Here is a 15,593-nt window from a genome sequence, read left to right on the forward strand (position 1 = left end):
ATGCGCCGGCAGGCGATCGAGGAATGGGCGTCCACGTTGGCGCCACTGGCCGAATCCATCTACGTGCTGCTCAAACTGCTGCGTGATTCCGGCATTCCCCAGAAAGTCGCCGCAGAAAACGGCCAGTTTCAGCAGAACCTGTTACAGGGCCGCGCGTTCCAACTGCTGCGCCTGCGCATCGACCCGACCCTGAACCTGATCCCGGAAATCAGCGGCAACCGCATGATCGTCTCGGTACGGCTCATGCGCCAGCAGGGCGACGGGCGCCTGCACGCCTGCAGCGAGGACGCGGCCTTTGAACTGACCCTGTGCGCCTGAGAACCACCAGCACAAACAGGACGACGAAGATGGCCCAGCGCACCCGCACCCCACATACCGCCACGCCGCCGGCACGCACCGTCACCTGCCCCGGCTGCGGCGCCGACAGCGTCTACAGCGCCGCCAACGCCTACCGCCCCTTTTGCAGCGCGCGCTGCAAGCAGGTCGATCTGGGAGCTTGGGCGAGCGAGGACTTTCGCGTTCCGGCCGAGGCGCCCCCCGCCGACGCGCCGCATGGCGATCCCCGCCTGCAACACTGAACTGGCGCCCACACTTCGCCGACAGCCACGTTCGCTGCCGGCAGCACCGTTCGCCCGAAGTCGTCCGCGAGGGCAAGCACGCTGACCCAGATGGCGCCGGCGATCCCCGCACGGGATCGACATTCTTTGTCATACCAGCGGTGCGTCACGGCCGTGGCGGCTGTCTTTGCAAATCAGCGGACCGGTCCACGGGCAATAGCTATTCGGAATTGCAGAAATTTCCACGTGCGCCAGCGGCGTCGCCAAAATCCGGAAAACAAGCACATGGCGAACTATGCCATGCGCGCATAGTCATTATTGCAAAATCAAGACTTCCTCAGAACCACGGAGCCTCCATACAATCGGCCATCAGCGATACATAACCGAACGAGTGATTCCATTATTCGTACTGAATTTCTTGGCAGAAAATGCTTTTGCTCGAATGGGAACCCGCTGACACCCGCCCTTTTCCCTCGCTCCCCATGGTTTGCGCTTGCATGGAGGGGCTGTTTTTTTATACAAGCGAAAAGGAAATCTGCACATGTCCCAATATCTGATCACCGGAGCGACCGGAAACGTTGGCTCCGAAGTGCTGAGGCAGTTGTGCGCCACCGGTCACAAGCCGCTGGCGATGACGCGCGACGCCAAGTCCGCCGGGGCGAAGCTACCGGCAGGCGTCACACCGGTCGAGGCCGACTACAACGACCCGACGAGCCTTGACGCGGCAATGCGCGCTGTGGACGCCGTGGTGCTGATCTCGCCCGCCCATCGCGACATGGTGCAGCACCAGAGGGCCGTCCTTGACGCCAGCAAACGCGCGGGAATCCGCGACGTCGTGAAACTCTCGGGCCTGGGCGCCGATCTCCAGGCCGCGATCCGTTTGCCGCAACACCACGCGCAAATCGAGGCCCATGCGAACACGCTCGGCATTCGGCTCACCCCCGTTCGCCCCAATCTGTTCATGCAGGTTCTGCTGGGCAACGCCGCATCCATCGTTGCGCAAGGCAAAATTTATGCGCCGGCGGCCGATGGCAAGATATCGTTTACCGATGTCGGTGACATCGCCGCGGTCATCGTTGCGATTCTGGCCGACAACACGCTCAAGGGCCGTGCCCACGATATTTCCGGACCACAGGCCCTGAGCTACGCCGACGCGGCCACAAAGATCGGCGATGCAGTCGGCTACCCCGTCATGCATGTCGATGTGCCGGAGGATACTGCGCGCCAGGCAATGCGCGACGCCGGGATGGATCACTGGCTGGTCGAGGCGTTCCTCGAACTCTTCCAGATTTATCGTGCGGGCTACGGCGCGGGCATCTTCAGCGCGAATATCGAAAACATCCTCAAGCGCCCGGCGACGAGCTTCGACGCGTTCGCGCAGACCTGCAAGCAGGCGTTCGTTCGCGCCGCCTGAGACCGCTGCGCCAAGGTTCGTCCCGGTTTGGCATCTTTCCAGCTATTCCCCGTCAGCCTGTGGGTCGAGCAAGGATCCCAACAACGTCTCCTTGAACCACCGCTGAGCAGGGGTCAACCGGCGCCGTTTATGTGCAGCCAGATGAAAAGCGTGCTGCACGGACTCGAAGGGTAAGTCCCAATGCGTCAGTCCAAAATGAGAATCAGCATACTGGATGAATCGACGGGGAACCGTTGCAAGCAGACCGGTGCCGGGAAGATTTGCAATCATTGGAGAGAATGCATTGAAGACGGCCCTGACTTGGCGCACCCGATTTTGCCGCACCAACATGTCGTCCACCCATCCCCGAGCCATCCCCGAAAACGAACAAAGCGCATGCGGATGTTTGATATAAATATCGATTGGCATCGTCCCCCGCGGATGCCTTATGATCTCAGGGTCACCAATGATCACATAGGTTTCGAAAAAAAGAAAATCAGAAACCACCTCGGAATGCTCAATCAGCCCGGAGGTGATCGCAAACTCGACCTCCCCGGATTCAATGGCCCTGAATGCTTCCTCAAAACCAACCGGGCGAAAAATAACGGATACGTTTGCTGCCTTTTGGTGGATATGCGCAAAGAGTGGCGGGAAGATCGCATGGATTGCGTAATCAGTCAACCCGAGTGTGAAGGTTGCAGTCGAGCTTGACGAATCGAATGCATGCATGCGCTCCAATGCCTTTCTGGCGTGAGCAAGTGAAGAATCAACATCGCTGAACAGGGCATGTGCGACTGCCGTTGGCAGCATCGTATTATTGCGCCATTCAAACAGTCGATCGTTGAAAGACACCCTGAGCTTTTTCAACGATCTTGAGACGACAGGTTGAGAAATATCCAGAATTTCTGCTGTTTTTGTAGTGCTTTTCGTTTGATATAAAATCTGGAAGACTCTGAGAAGGTTCAGATCAAGAGATGCAAACAGGTCTGCCATATGCACTTTCTGGAGTTTGAAAATGGGCCATATTGTAGGGCACTTGCCCGTTACCGCCCTGCCCATTGGGTCGGAGCCAGTCGGCTTCGCAGTGGCTGCGGGCTGACGCCATCAGGGCATTGCGGTGCTGATCATCGATAAAGCCAGCGACTCCACAGGCGCATGCCTGCGTTGTCGCTGCGCGTAAACGTCAGCGCACCATGCGACCAGGATTCATGCAATAACACCGTGTATTTCATACCTCAGCGTATCGCTGCCTTTGGTGCCGTGCTGCGAATCCATGCCAGCCCAAGCCCCGCAGCACACATGGCCGCCCCAATCAGGGGGAGTTGCATATAGCTCGCCCCCTTGTCCAGCGCCATTGCCCCCAGCCAGGCACCCAGACCATTCCCGAGATTGAATGCCGCAATGTTGAAGGCCGAAGCCAGCACCGGCGCATCCCCGGCGTGCGACATCACCTGTATCTGCAAAGGCGGGATGGTCGAGAACAGCGCCATTCCGAAAAAGAAGACCGCGGCAATCATCCATACCGGATACTGCATGACCAAAGACACTGACAGCAGCACCACGATCAGAAAGGCAAGGCTGTACTGGACCGCACGGTGGATGTTCCAATCCGCCAACCGCCCACCCAGCGGGTTTCCAAGGAACATGCCAAAGCCAAAGAGCAGCAAAAGCGGCGCCACCCACCCGGAGGAAAGGCCTGTGACGTCGGTCAGCATCGGAGCGATAAAGGTGAAGGTCGTGAAAGTACCGCCGAAACCAAGCGTCGTCGTCATGAGTGCGCGGATCATCTCGGGTCGCGCAAGAACGGAGAATTCAGTCTTCAGATTGGCGATCTTCTGCGCGCTTACGCGCGGCAGGAAGAGGATCAACATCAGGGCTGCCACCCCCGCAACCCCGGCAAGAATCAGGAAACTCGTTCGCCAACCCAGTTCCTGCCCGATGGCAGTCCCCGCAGGCGAGCCGATCATATTGGCAATGGTCGAACCAAGGAAGACCGCAGCAATCGCGCGTGCGGCCTTGCCTGGCGCGACCAACTGCGTGGCAACCACCGCACCAAGCCCAAAGAAAGTAGCCTGCGCGAGTGCGGTAATGATCCGGGCCGTGATCATCCATTCATAGCTTGGAGCAAGAGCGCAAGCCAAGTTGCCCAGCGTAAAAACACCCATCAACGCAACCAGAACCGCCTTGCGCGGTGCCTGCACGAGAAACGGCGTCAGCAACGGCGCCCCGAGCACGACGCCAAAGGCATACCCGCTGATCAGATATCCGGCGGCCGGAATCGACACCCCCAGATCGGCAGCCACCTCAGGGAGCAGGCCCATGATGACGAATTCACTCGTGTTGATGACGAAAATCCCCAATGCGAGGATGAGAATGGAAAAAGGCATCTGGCACTTCCTTTCAAAAACCAAATGCTCGCAGAAAACAGCCGCATCGACACCAAAAATTCTTGCAAGCCGCGTTTCATTTTTGGGTGTTGAATCACAGCCCTGTGGCGTGAGATGATGGGATCAGTCAATCAATTGGGGAAACGATCGTGGGCTCAGACATCATTCTTTTGCCTCCTGAAGCAATGCCAACGCCTCGTGAACTCCGCTTTTCCGACGATCAAGCGGAGTATGCGGGGTTATTTCTGAACTACGACAGAGCACACACGGTTCTGGTATTGCCCGACTGGCGTGGCCATCGAACCGACTATGCCATGCGCCGAGGTGTCGAATTGGGGCGGAAAATCGACGCCAATGTGGTCGTGAGCGATTTGTTCACAACGAGCTACCGCCCCACCGATTACGCCGGGGATGCCGAACATTGGATCGCGGCAGCCTTGGCCAATCCACAGGCATTGCGACAGCGCTTGACCGGCTATGTGCAGGCGCTGACGGCACATATCGGAATCGCGCCATCCTCGGTGATTGTCGTCGGTTACTGTCTGGGCGGCGCGCTTGCCTTCGAAATGGGGCGGTCCGACCTTGGACTTTGTGCGGTGGTCTGCATCCATGGCATCCCCTCTTCCACCGCCCCGATACAGACACTGCGCTACAAGACCCGCTTCTTGGCCATTCATGGTGCATCGGATCCAATTATCGAGTTAGAGCATCTGACACGCTTCCAAGCCGAAATGACCCAGGCAAAAGTGGATTGGACCAGCCTCGCGCTCGGCCACGTACGCCACGGTTTTACTGACGAAGAAACTGACCCGCACGGTCACTCCCAGCGGTATGACCAAACGGCATCTCGGCGCACACTCGGCATGCTGGCGGCCTTTCTGAGCCTGGAGCTTTCGCCGTGATGTCCGATCCCCGCATTCTGCCGGTTGGACGCCGCTGATTTTTTGACAGCACGACGCAATCCGCGCTTGCTACCCTGGATGTATCCACATGGAATATATGAAACTGCGATCTATCGGAAAAAGCGGGCTTCACTCGTCGTGCATCGGTCTTGGCTGCATGGGCATGTCAGAATTCTATGGCAGTTTCGACGATGCAGAAAATCTTGCCACCCTTGAGCGGGCAATGGATTTGGGTGTGCGGATGCTCGACACCGCCGACCTCTATGGGAACGGGCACAACGAGGAGCTTTTGGGGCGCTTTCTTCAACAGACCCGGCACCGTCCGCTGATTGCGAGCAAATGTGGCATCGTGCGAACCGATGAAATCCTGTCGGACGGCAACTTCCGACGCGACCGCAATGGCCATCCGGATTATATTCGGGCCAGTTGCGACGCCAGCCTGAAACGCCTGAACATCGAGCAGATCGATCTTTATTACCTGCACCGCGTCGATCCCAAAATACCCATTGAGGACAGCATGGGTGCGCTGTCGGACTTGAAGGCCGCCGGGAAGATTCGCGCGATCGGTCTGTCGGAACCGACGCGCGAGGAACTTCAGCGTGCGGCGGCGGTCGTGCCGGTTGCGGCAGTGCAATCGGAATATTCGATCTGGACGCGCTCGATCGAGGCCGACGTGCTGCCCGAGATCCGCAAGATCGGCGCTGCGCTGATCTGCTATTCGCCGCTGGGTCGAGGGCTTCTGCGCCACCGGGGCCAGCTGCCCGTGCTGGAAAACGATGATTTTCGCCGCACGCTGCCGCGCTTTGCCACAGCCCACTTCGATGCGAATGGGTGGCTGTTCGACATACTCGAAACCGTTGCCACGGAGGCCAGCATGACCGTGCCGCAACTCATGCTGTGCTGGCTCTTGGCGCAAGGTGAGGACATCGTGCCCATTCCCGGTGCGCGCAAGATGGCACATCTTGAACAAAACGTGGCAGCCAGCACGCTGCGGCTTACCCGGCAGCAGTTGGATCATCTCTCCCATGCCTTCAGCGAAACGGCTGTTGCCGGGCAACGCTATAGCGAGGGCGTAGCCATCAAAGCCACCTGAGGTCCGCACCGGTTATCCGCTCAATCGCTGGCGTACTGGCCGAGTGCCTTGCTTTCCCTGTCCACGGCTTCCCGCACGAAATCACGAAACTCCAGCACATGGCGATAGCCTGCCAGCCGCTCTGCCATGACGAGCCATAGCGGCATGTCGCCAACCATGCCAGGTGCCATGACCGCCCTCACGCCCGGCAGGTGGCGTCCCACCATGTCGGGCAGGATTCCCACACCGATGCCGTTGCGGATGCCCTCAACCAATCCTGAAAACTCGGTGATGGCAATCTCTGGCCGGTGCGCGCCCAGTACCTCGCGCAGTTTCTGTTGCGGCATGCTGACGCCAGTTCCTGGAGACCAGTTAATCGCCCGCAGCCCTGTTGCCGATAGCGTAGACCAGTCTCTTGCCATCTGGAACCCGTCGGGAAACAAGGCTTCGGCGCCATAGACGTTGAAACTCGCCGTCCCGATGCGCTGGCGGATCACCGTGCCACGTTCCGGTTCGACGAACCGCAAGGCCATGTCTGCCTGCCCTGCACCGATATCGAGCAGACGGATCGATGTGTTGATGTCCAGCATCACGCTCGGCCAGCGTGCGATATAGGCGTGGATATTGGGAAAAATCAGCGCCGTTGCCAGAGCGGGCGTCGTCGAGAATCGCAGTTCAATATTCTGTGTGTTGTACATGCGGTCGACGAGCTTCGGGGCATTCATCAATAGCCGTTCAGCGTCCTGCCATATTTTGACGAGTTCCTGCGCGCTTTCCGTGAGTTCGAACCCATGCGAAAAACGATGAAGCAGTGGAAACCCCAGCGTTTTCTGCAAGGCATTGATTCGTCGGCTGACAGTCGGTGCGCTGATTCTGAGCGCATCCGCAGCATTTGCAATCGATCCGTTTCGGAGATAGGTCAGGAATATACGGATATCGTCCCAACAAGGGTCTTTGCTCATACGTCGTTCTTATAGGGACGCATTGCTCGCCCGCGGTCCGTGCGCATCGCATGAGGGGGTGTTTTCGGGGAGATTCATCTTTGCGGGTCGATTCAGGGCGGGGAAGATTTCCGTCTACGACGCCTGCGCCGCCGCAGGCGCGTTGCCGTCGAGCATCTGCCCCACCCACGCGGCGAGCTTGCGCGTGTCGGTGCGCAGCACCTCTTGCTTGACGGCCAGGATCTGCGCGGGGTGCATGGAGAAGCTGCGCAGGCCCAGGCCCAGCAGCAGGCGCGTCATGCCCACGTCGCCCGCGGTTTCACCGCACATGCAGACGCTTTTTCCCAGCGCCTGGCCGGCGGCGATCACGTCCGCAACCAGGCGCAGCACCGCCGGGTGCAGGGGATCGTAGAGATGCGCCACGGCTTCGTCGGAGCGGTCGATGGCGAGCGTGTACTGGATCAGGTCGTTGGTGCCGATCGACAGGAAGTCGAAGTACTTGAGAAAGCTGCGCACCATGATGGCCGCTGCGGGCACCTCGATCATGGCGCCCAGTTGCACCGGGCCATGCGGCACGCTGCGCGCATCGAGTTCCGCGCGGGCCAAATCGACCTGCGCCAGCGTCTGCTCGATTTCGTGCGTGTGCGCCAGCATCGGGAACAGCAGGTTCACCTTGCCATGCGCCGCGGCGCGCAGCACGGCGCGCAGCTGGGTGCGAAACATGGCGGGGTCGGCCAGGCTCCAGCGGATCGCGCGCAGGCCCAGCGCCGGGTTCAGGTGGCCGTCCTTGTGGCCCTTGTCCAGCGGCTTGTCGGCGCCCACGTCAACGGTGCGGATGGTCACGGGCAGGCCCTGCATGCCGGCGATGGCCTCGCAGTAGGCGCGGTACTGCTCGTCCTCGTCCGGCAGCTTGCCGCTGCGGCCCATGAACAGGAATTCGCTGCGAAACAGCCCCACGCCCACGGCACCGGCGCGCACGGCGGCGGCGGAATCGCCGGGTTGTTCGATGTTCGCGAGCAGTTCGATGCGCTGGCCGTCGATGGTGATCGCCGGGGTGTGCAGCAGCCGCGCCAGGCGCTCGCGCTCGAGTTCGACTTGGCGCTGGCGAAAGCCGTACTCGGCGAAGATGATCGACGACGGGTCCACGCTGACCACGCCCGTGTCCCCGTCGATGATGACCCAGTCGTCCTGGCGCACCAGCTGGCTCGCGGCGCGCGCGCCCACCACGGCCGGGATTCCCATGCTGCGCGCGACGATGGCGGTGTGCGATGTCTTGCCGCCGACGTCGGTCACGAAGCCCGCGAAAACGCTTTGCTTGAAGTGCAGCATGTCGGCCGGTGAGAGGTCATGCGCGACCAGCACCAGCGGAACGTCCTGCGTATCGCCGAGCAGCAGCTCTTGCTGCGTCTTGCGGCGCGGGCTGCTCGCGGACGGCGTCACCGGGTCCGCGACCCCCTTCATGTGGCGCAGGATGCGCTCGACCACCTGCTCCAGGTCGGCCTTGCGCTCGCGCAGGTACTCGTCCTCCATTTCGTCGAACTGGCGCGCGACGACTTCCAACTGCGTGGTCAGCGCCCATTCGGCGTTGTACAGGCGCTCGGTGATCCAGTGCTTGACGCCGCCCGTGAGGGCCTCGTCCTGCAACAACATCAGGTGCACGTCGAGCAGCGCGGTGAGTTCGTGCGGCGCGTCTGCGGGCATCTCGACCTGCAGGCGCTGGAGTTCCTCGACCACGGCGTTGCGGCCCTTGCGCACCCGCTCAATCTCGGCCTCGACCTGTTCGGGCTGAATGAAGTAATGCGCCACGTCCACGTGGCTGGACGCGACCAGCACGGCACGGCCGATGGCGATGCCGCCGGCGACTGCGAGGCCGTGGATGGAGAAGGTCATGGGCCACCCCCCGGGGCCGGGGACGAAGCGACCGTGCGGCTCCTCATGTCACTCCCCTTCGCCAAACTTGTCGGCGATCAAGGCCAGAAGCGCGTCCATGGCCTCCTGCTCGCGTTCGCCGTGGGTTTCGATCTGGACCTGGCTCCCCATGCCGGCGGCCAGCATCATCACGCCCATGATGCTTTTGGCGTTGATGCGGCGCTCGCCGCGGCTCATGAAGACCTCGCAGGGAAAGCTGCCGGCCAGCTTGGTGAGCTTGGCCGAAGCGCGGGCGTGCAGGCCCAGTCTATTGCTGATGGTCGTGCGTTTCTTGATCATGTCGGCGCCGGCGGCGGTTCTGGTTCTGTGGTGTGGCGCTGGCCACCTGCATGACCCCTTGCGTTCCGCCCACGACGGCGCGGGCGACGACCGAGTCAAGGGGCTCGCAGCGGTAGCTCACGGCGCGCAGCAGCATGGGCAGGTTGACCCCGGTGACGAGGCGCGAACGCACACCGCCTACCAAGCGCTGCGCGATGTTGCAGGGCGTGGCGCCAAACAGGTCGGACAGCACCAGGGTGCGGTCCACGCCCAGTTGGCCGAGCAGAATGCGCGCCTGCGCCAGCGACTCTTCGGGCGGCTGATTCGGCTGCACGTCCAGTGCGGCCACGCTGCTGCCGCAGTCCGGGAACACGTGCAGGACGCACTCGCGCAGCGCGTGGGCCAGCGGGGCGTGGGCAATGATGAGGATGCTGGTGGTGCTCATGGCGCGGGGCTTGGCAGCGCATTATCGCGTCGGCCCCGAAGCAGGAACCACGCATACGCCATGGCGCTGCACGACAGGTACAGCGCCATGGCCGCCTGAAACGAGGACACGGTCGACAAGCCGAGCGCGGCAAACGCGTCCACCGCGAGGCCGATGCCCCATTGCACGACGAACACGCCCGAAAAAATGACCAGGTTGTAGGCCGACAACGCGCGCCCCGCGAGCGCCGGCGGGAAGGCCATCGCCACGGCGGGCTGCGAGAGCGAGACGCAGGTGCACGAGATGCAAAACAGCGCCCACGCGCCGCTCCCGGCCTGCGGCCCGGCGCCGATGATTCCCAGCAGCACCAGCAGGCAAAGCGGCAGGCCGGCCGCCATCAGCTGGTCAACCCCCACCTTGCGCAGCAGCCAGGGGCTGAGCATGCCCCAGGCCCAGAACACGCCGAGCATGGAGACATTGATCCAGAACAGGCCAGCCGCAGACTCCAGGGGCGTGTAGCCCGCCACGCGCTGCATCCAGGGCCCGGCCCACAGCGTCTGCATGGCCAGCATGCCGCCGTAGAAAAAAAACCCCAGAGGCGCCAGGCGCCGGAAGTACAGGTGGCGCCACACCATGGCGTAGCCTCCGGGCACAGCGCCGTCGGCCCGGGGACCGCTGGCACCCGCCCAGCCCGGAACCCAGAGCGCAATCACCGCCATGGACAGCGCAATCAGCAGCGCCAACCCCCAGAACAGGGGACGCCATCCCGTCAGCGGCAAGACCCATTGCACGGGCAGCGTGGACGCCACCATGCCCAGCGAGCCCGTCATCAGCATCCAGGCATTCGCACGCATCTGCGCCGAGGCCTGGAACCAGCGGCGATAGCCGGTGAGCGGCGCCATCAGGCAGGCGCTGACGCCCACGCCGCACAGCACGCGCCCGGCGAGCAGGCCGGAAAACCCCGTGGCCACCGAGAACCAGAGGCTGCCCGCAACGGCCACGCCGAGCAGGCCCAGCGACACTTTTTCGGGCCGTGGCGGTCGAGCCAACTGCCCAGCGGCAACTGCATCGCTGCAAAGCCCAGAAAGTACCCGCCCGCAAGCAGACCCAGGTCGCGGGCCTGCAGCGCAAACTCCTGCGCCAGGGAAGGCGCCAGGGTGGCGGTGACGGCGCGCACCAGGGCGGACAGGAAGTACGCGAGGGCAAACGCCAGAAAGACGACGACGGCGCCGCGCCGTGGCAGCGTGTGGGTCATGGCGGCGCCAAGTTGGCAGGGAACGGGACGGCGGCAGCGCAGCGCGCTCCGGGCAGCGGGCGCGCCGGGGGGGTCGGTGTCCAGTTCATCGGTCGATTATCGGCAGTGCGGCAGGCAGGCGGGCACTTCCCCGGCACCCTGGCGACACCTGCGCCGGGGGCGAGCGGCGTCCGGCACAATGTCGACCCGGGTCTGGGTCCCCGGTTTCTGGATGGGCGGTGCAGTCATGGCAATCAGGCGTTGGATGGCAGGTGTGGTGGTCGCGGCGTTTGCCGCCGCGGGCGCGTGGGTGTATCTGGACGCGGGCCGCCGTGCAGCGCCCGCATCGACCTTTGTGCTGCTCGATGGCTCCAGCCAATCCAGCGCCGATCTGCGCGGCAAGGTGTTGCTGGTGAATTTCTGGGCCACGAGCTGCGCCACCTGCGTCGCCGAAATGCCCGAGATCGTGGCGCTGTACGAGAAATACCGGCACCAGGGTTTCGACACCCTGGCCGTGGCCATGCACTACGACCCGCCCAGCTACGTGGTGAACTTTGCCCAAACCCGCAAGCTGCCCTTCAAGGTGGCCATCGACAACACCGGCCAGCTCGCCCGGGACTGGGGCGATGTACGCATCACGCCCTCGACCTTTCTGGTGGACAAGCGCGGCGAGATCGTCAAGACCTTTGTCGGCGCCCCCGATTTCCCTGCGTTGCAGCAGCTTGTCGAAAAGCTGCTGGCACAGACCTGATCGGACGGGGGGATAGCGGACGGGGGGATAGTCCGGATGCGCTCGCCTGTGGTTTGAATTAAGATGCAGAACTTACTCAAACCAACCATGGAGGCGTCATGATCGGGACCCGCATTCGGCAAGCCCGTCTGGCCGCAGGACTGAGCTTGGACGCCTTGGTAGAGAAGGGCGGCGGCGCGTATACGGAGCTCCAAGAGTACGAGAAGGCGAGCATGATCCCGCATTCCTCGCAGCTCCTCAAGCTGGCGCGGGCCTGTGGAGTCCGCATCGAATACTTCATGCGGACCCACGCGGTGGAACTGCTGGAGCCGGAATTTCGGCGCCGGGCCGCATTCCGCAAGGATGCCCGGGAGGTGCTGAAGATGAAAGTGGTCGGGGCGGTCGAGCAGCGCGTCGAACTGCTTGGCTTCTTTCCCGAAGCACCCATCGCGCGCTTCAAGGCGCCGCAGGAACTGCCCCAGCAGATCGACGATCTGGACGAACTGGAGGCTTTCGCAGACCGGGTGCGGCAGACCTGGGAGCTGGGCCTCGGTCCGATCGACGACTTGGCGGACACTCTGGAGACCCTGGGCCTGCTGGTGATCGTCGTTGACGAAGCCGATCCCGGGTTCTCCGGTCTGACGGCGACCGCCTGCGTGGCCGATGGACGAACGTACCCCGTCGTCGCGGTTTCGTCCCGATGGCCAGGCGACTGGCAACGCTTCACGCTCGTGCACGGACTCGGTCAGCTGCTGCTTGCGCACATCGTCACCCCGGGTGCCCGCAAGGAGAAGGCATGCGATCGTTTTGCGGGGGCGTTCCTGGCGCCAAAGGCCGCCGTCGTGCGGAGCCTGGGCCCGGTTCGGCGTGGGGTTGAATGGCAAGAGCTCCTCGCCCTGAAGCATGCATTTGGCCTGAGCATGGCCGGCTGGCTGCAACGGGCCAGGCAATGTGGCGTCACCACCGAGGCCGTCCATTCTGCGTTGTCGCAGGACTTTTTCTCGAACGGATGGCGCCAGAGCGAGCCCGGCGAGCCGGTTCCCCGTGAGCATTCGCGGTTGTTTGGGCAGTTGGTCTATCGGGCCTTGGGCGAGGGCTACGTTTCCGAGTCCAAGGCCGCCGAACTGCTCGGCATCCCGAGGATGCTCTTGCACAAGAAACGTCAATTGGAGGCATTGGATGCTGCTCATCAGTGATGCCAACGTCCTGATCGACATGGAGGTCGGCGGACTCATGAAGTGGCTCTTCCGGCTCCCGATGCAGTTCGCGTTGCCCGACATTCTCTACTGGGAAGAGATCGTTCCGGGGACGCTGGAGCTGAAAGACCCGGGACTGCGCATCCTGGAGGTCACGGGCGAGTCCATTCAGTACGCGTCTGCGCTGCGGGGCAGGTACGCGAACGCACCCGGTCTGAACGACTGCCTTGCCTTGGCGCTTGCCAAGCAAGAGGGTTGCCCGCTGCTGACTGGCGATCCGGATTTGAAAGCCGTTGCCCAGGCCGAGCGTGTGCCGGTCAAGGGCAGCGACTGGCTGCTCCTGACAATGGTTGAAAACGAGCTGCTCAACGTGGACGAAGCCTTTGCCGCGCTCGCATCGATGAAGCAGGGCATGCGCCGGCTGCCTTGGGCTGACACCGAGCGCGTCCTGAGTGGTTTGCGCCAGAGTGCAGGGAAACCCCGCACGGCGGCGGACTGAGTCGCGGGCCCATCGATCCCATTGATCGTGCACGCGGCGGGAGCCAGTGGGCCGATGCGCCGCACAGCCCCCCGCCCGATCACTTCTTTTGCCGGAACTTGCGCAGCGCCGCAATCTGCGCGGCCATTACGGCCAACTCGGACTGCGCCTTGGCCAGATCGAGCTCGCTCTTGGCGTTCTTGAGCGCCTCCTCGGCGGCGGCCTTGGCCGCGTTGGCCTCTTCCTCTTTTTCTCGTCCAGATCCTTGCCGCGTATGGCGGTGTCGGAGAGCACCGTGAGGCAGTGCGGCTGGACCTCCAGAATGCCGCCAGACGACAGAGACAAACTCTTCGCCGCCGTCGGGCATTTCGATGCGCACCGAACCCGGCTTGATGCGCGTGATCAGCGGAGGATGGATACGGAAGAAGTAGCAGCCTTCATCCGCTGTTCAAACCTACGGCGTATTGCTATCGGTTACCTTGTACGTGAAAGCCATGTAATACAGCCCACGGCGCGCACCATCACTTCTTTTGCCGGAACTTGCGCAGCGCCGCAATCTGCGCGGCCATCACGGCCAACTCGGACTGCGCCTTGGCCAGATCGAGCTCGCTCTTGGCGTTCTTGAGCGCCTCCTCGGCGGCGGCCTTGGCCGCGTTGGCCTTTTCCTCGTCCAGATCCTTGCCGCGTATGGCGGTGTCGGAGAGCACCGTGACGCAGTGCGGCTGGACCTCCAGAATGCCGCCGGCGACGAAGACGAACTCTTCGCCGCCGTCGGGCATTTCGATGCGCACCGAACCCGGCTTGATGCGCGTGATCAGCGGGGTGTGGCGCGGATAGATGCCCAGTTCGCCGACTTCGCCGGGAAGCGCGACGAAGCGAGCCTCCCCGGTGAAGATGGACTCTTCGGCGCTGACCACGTCAACGTGGATGGTGTTCATCATGGCTCCTGGGATAAGCGGGGGCGCGGGGGCTGCCGGTCCCGGTCAGGACAGCTTCTTGGCCTTTTCAAAGACTTCGTCGATTCCGCCGACCATGTAGAACGCCTGCTCCGGCAGGTGGTCGCACTCGCCGTTGACGATCATCTTGAAGCCGCGGATGGTTTCGGCCAACGCAACGTATTTGCCGGGCGACCCGGTAAACACTTCGGCCACGTGGAAGGGCTGCGACAGGAAGCGCTGGATCTTGCGCGCGCGCGCCACGGCCAGCTTGTCTTCGGGGGCCAGTTCGTCCATTCCCAGAATGGCGATGATGTCGCGCAGTTCCTTGTAGCGTTGCAGCGTGCCCTGCACGGCGCGCGCCGTGGTGTAGTGGTCTTCGCCGACGACGTTCGGGTCGAGCTGGCGGCTGGTCGAGTCCAGCGGATCGACCGCGGGGTAGATGCCCAGCGAGGCGATGTCGCGCGAGAGCACCACGGTCGAGTCCAGGTGGGCGAAGGTCGTTGCCGGCGAGGGGTCGGTCAAGTCGTCCGCGGGGACGTAGACGGCCTGTATCGAGGTGATCGACCCCACCTTGGTCGAGGTGATGCGCTCCTGCAGACGGCCCATTTCCTCGGCCAGCGTCGGCTGGTAGCCCACGGCCGAAGGCATGCGGCCGAGCAGCGCGGACACCTCGGTGCCGGCCAGCGTGTAGCGGTAGATGTTGTCCACGAAGAACAGCACGTCGCGGCCTTCGTCGCGGAAGGACTCGGCGATCGTCAGACCGGTCAGCGCCACGCGCAGGCGGTTGCCCGGGGGCTCGTTCATCTGGCCGTAGACCATGGCCACTTTGGACTCTTCGAGGTTTTCCAGATTCACCACGCCGGAGTCGGCCATCTCATGGTAGAAGTCGTTGCCTTCGCGGGTGCGCTCGCCGACGCCGGCGAACACCGACAGGCCCGAGTGGGCCTTGGCGATGTTGTTGATGAGCTCCATCATGTTCACGGTCTTGCCCACGCCGGCGCCGCCGAACAGCCCCACCTTGCCGCCCTTGGCGAACGGGCAGACCAAGTCGATCACCTTGATTCCGGTTTCCAGCAGTTCCTGCGAGGGCGACAGCTCGTCGTATGCCGGGGCCTTGCGGTGGATGGCCGCCGTCAGGTCCTGGCTCACCGGGC

16 protein-coding genes and 2 pseudogenes are annotated in these 15,593 nt (G+C 62.8%); 8 read left to right on the top strand and 10 right to left on the bottom strand.

What is annotated here, in order from left to right; translation table 11 throughout:
• From zapD to VTU_RS0102180, 3 genes are all read left to right on the top strand, one after another.
• The coding region (zapD, locus tag VTU_RS0102170) for a cell division protein ZapD (protein ID WP_010100291.1) at positions 1-318 on the top strand (318 nt) is incomplete at its 5' end.
• A 29-nt stretch (positions 319-347) separates the two neighbouring features.
• Complete coding sequence (locus tag VTU_RS0102175) at positions 348-578, top strand: DNA gyrase inhibitor YacG (RefSeq protein ID WP_010100293.1); 231 nt, start codon at positions 348-350, stop codon at positions 576-578.
• A gap of 520 nt (positions 579-1,098) precedes the next feature.
• Complete coding sequence (locus tag VTU_RS0102180) at positions 1,099-1,971, top strand: SDR family oxidoreductase (protein WP_010100295.1); 873 nt, start codon at positions 1,099-1,101, stop codon at positions 1,969-1,971.
• Positions 1,972-2,013: 42 nt separating this feature from the next.
• Here the strand turns inward: VTU_RS0102180 and VTU_RS0102185 are convergent, their stop codons facing one another.
• Entirely contained in the window at positions 2,014-2,943 is a 930-nt protein-coding gene (locus VTU_RS0102185; protein ID WP_169315360.1) for a LysR family transcriptional regulator, read from the bottom strand.
• 242 nt (positions 2,944-3,185) lie between these two features.
• Positions 3,186-4,337 carry an MFS transporter gene (locus VTU_RS0102190; RefSeq protein WP_010100298.1) on the bottom strand — a complete coding sequence of 384 codons (1,152 nt, stop codon included), beginning with the start codon at positions 4,335-4,337 and terminating at the stop codon, positions 3,186-3,188.
• A gap of 149 nt (positions 4,338-4,486) precedes the next feature.
• Here VTU_RS0102190 and VTU_RS30540 point away from each other — a divergent pair, with 149 nt between their 5' ends.
• Both VTU_RS30540 and VTU_RS0102200 read left to right on the top strand, forming a co-directional pair.
• Positions 4,487-5,239: a dienelactone hydrolase family protein gene (locus VTU_RS30540; RefSeq protein ID WP_138927768.1), complete on the top strand. Its 753-nt coding sequence runs from the start codon at positions 4,487-4,489 to the stop codon at positions 5,237-5,239.
• A gap of 88 nt (positions 5,240-5,327) precedes the next feature.
• The gene (locus VTU_RS0102200) at positions 5,328-6,332 is read left to right on the top strand and encodes an aldo/keto reductase (protein ID WP_236610614.1); all 1,005 of its coding nucleotides are present in this window, start codon (positions 5,328-5,330) and stop codon (positions 6,330-6,332) included.
• Positions 6,333-6,352: 20 nt separating this feature from the next.
• Here VTU_RS0102200 and VTU_RS0102205 read toward each other — a convergent pair whose 3' ends face one another.
• The 5 genes and pseudogenes from VTU_RS0102205 to VTU_RS25360 all read right to left on the bottom strand — a co-directional run bounded on the left by VTU_RS0102205 (position 6,353) and on the right by VTU_RS25360 (position 11,118).
• Positions 6,353-7,273: a LysR family transcriptional regulator gene (locus VTU_RS0102205; protein WP_081479691.1), complete on the bottom strand. Its 921-nt coding sequence runs from the start codon at positions 7,271-7,273 to the stop codon at positions 6,353-6,355.
• A 114-nt stretch (positions 7,274-7,387) separates the two neighbouring features.
• Positions 7,388-9,142 (bottom strand): phosphoenolpyruvate--protein phosphotransferase, encoded by a 1,755-nt coding sequence (gene ptsP, locus VTU_RS0102210; RefSeq protein WP_010100306.1) that lies wholly within the window; start codon positions 9,140-9,142, stop codon positions 7,388-7,390.
• A 48-nt stretch (positions 9,143-9,190) separates the two neighbouring features.
• Positions 9,191-9,460 carry an HPr family phosphocarrier protein gene (locus VTU_RS0102215; protein ID WP_010100308.1) on the bottom strand — a complete coding sequence of 90 codons (270 nt, stop codon included), beginning with the start codon at positions 9,458-9,460 and terminating at the stop codon, positions 9,191-9,193.
• On the bottom strand, positions 9,429-9,884 hold the full coding sequence (locus tag VTU_RS0102220) for a PTS sugar transporter subunit IIA (RefSeq protein ID WP_010100310.1): 456 nt from the start codon (positions 9,882-9,884) through the stop codon (positions 9,429-9,431). Before VTU_RS0102220 ends, VTU_RS0102215 begins: the two co-directional genes overlap by 32 nt.
• Positions 9,881-11,118, bottom strand: a pseudogene (locus tag VTU_RS25360) (MFS transporter). Before VTU_RS25360 ends, VTU_RS0102220 begins: the two are co-directional and overlap by 4 nt.
• A 226-nt stretch (positions 11,119-11,344) precedes the next feature.
• Between VTU_RS25360 and VTU_RS0102230 the strand changes: the two are divergent.
• The 3 genes from VTU_RS0102230 (at position 11,345) to VTU_RS0102240 (ending at position 13,522) form a co-directional block, all read left to right on the top strand.
• Positions 11,345-11,848, top strand: coding sequence for a TlpA family protein disulfide reductase (locus VTU_RS0102230; RefSeq protein ID WP_029554030.1), 504 nt, complete (start codon positions 11,345-11,347; stop codon positions 11,846-11,848).
• 98 nt (positions 11,849-11,946) lie between these two features.
• On the top strand, positions 11,947-13,023 hold the full coding sequence (locus VTU_RS0102235; RefSeq protein WP_010100315.1) for an XRE family transcriptional regulator: 1,077 nt from the start codon (positions 11,947-11,949) through the stop codon (positions 13,021-13,023).
• On the top strand, positions 13,007-13,522 hold the full coding sequence (locus VTU_RS0102240; RefSeq protein ID WP_010100317.1) for a PIN domain-containing protein: 516 nt from the start codon (positions 13,007-13,009) through the stop codon (positions 13,520-13,522). The genes VTU_RS0102235 and VTU_RS0102240 overlap by 17 nt, the downstream gene beginning before the upstream one ends.
• Positions 13,523-13,601: 79 nt before the next feature.
• On the opposite strand, the pseudogene VTU_RS0102245 reads toward VTU_RS0102240, so the two are convergent.
• The 3 genes and pseudogenes from VTU_RS0102245 to atpD form a co-directional block, all read right to left on the bottom strand.
• Positions 13,602-13,916: pseudogene (locus tag VTU_RS0102245) on the bottom strand (F0F1 ATP synthase subunit epsilon); the annotation flags it as partial.
• A gap of 106 nt (positions 13,917-14,022) precedes the next feature.
• Positions 14,023-14,439, bottom strand: a complete 417-nt coding sequence (locus VTU_RS0102250; RefSeq protein WP_010100321.1) for a F0F1 ATP synthase subunit epsilon — start codon at positions 14,437-14,439, stop codon at positions 14,023-14,025.
• A gap of 45 nt (positions 14,440-14,484) precedes the next feature.
• On the bottom strand, positions 14,485-15,593 hold a 1,109-nt coding region (gene atpD, locus VTU_RS0102255), incomplete at its 5' end, for a F0F1 ATP synthase subunit beta (protein ID WP_010100323.1).

It is taken from the genome of Verminephrobacter aporrectodeae subsp. tuberculatae At4 (assembly GCF_000193225.1).
Lineage (GTDB): Bacteria > Pseudomonadota > Gammaproteobacteria > Burkholderiales > Burkholderiaceae_C > Acidovorax > Acidovorax aporrectodeae.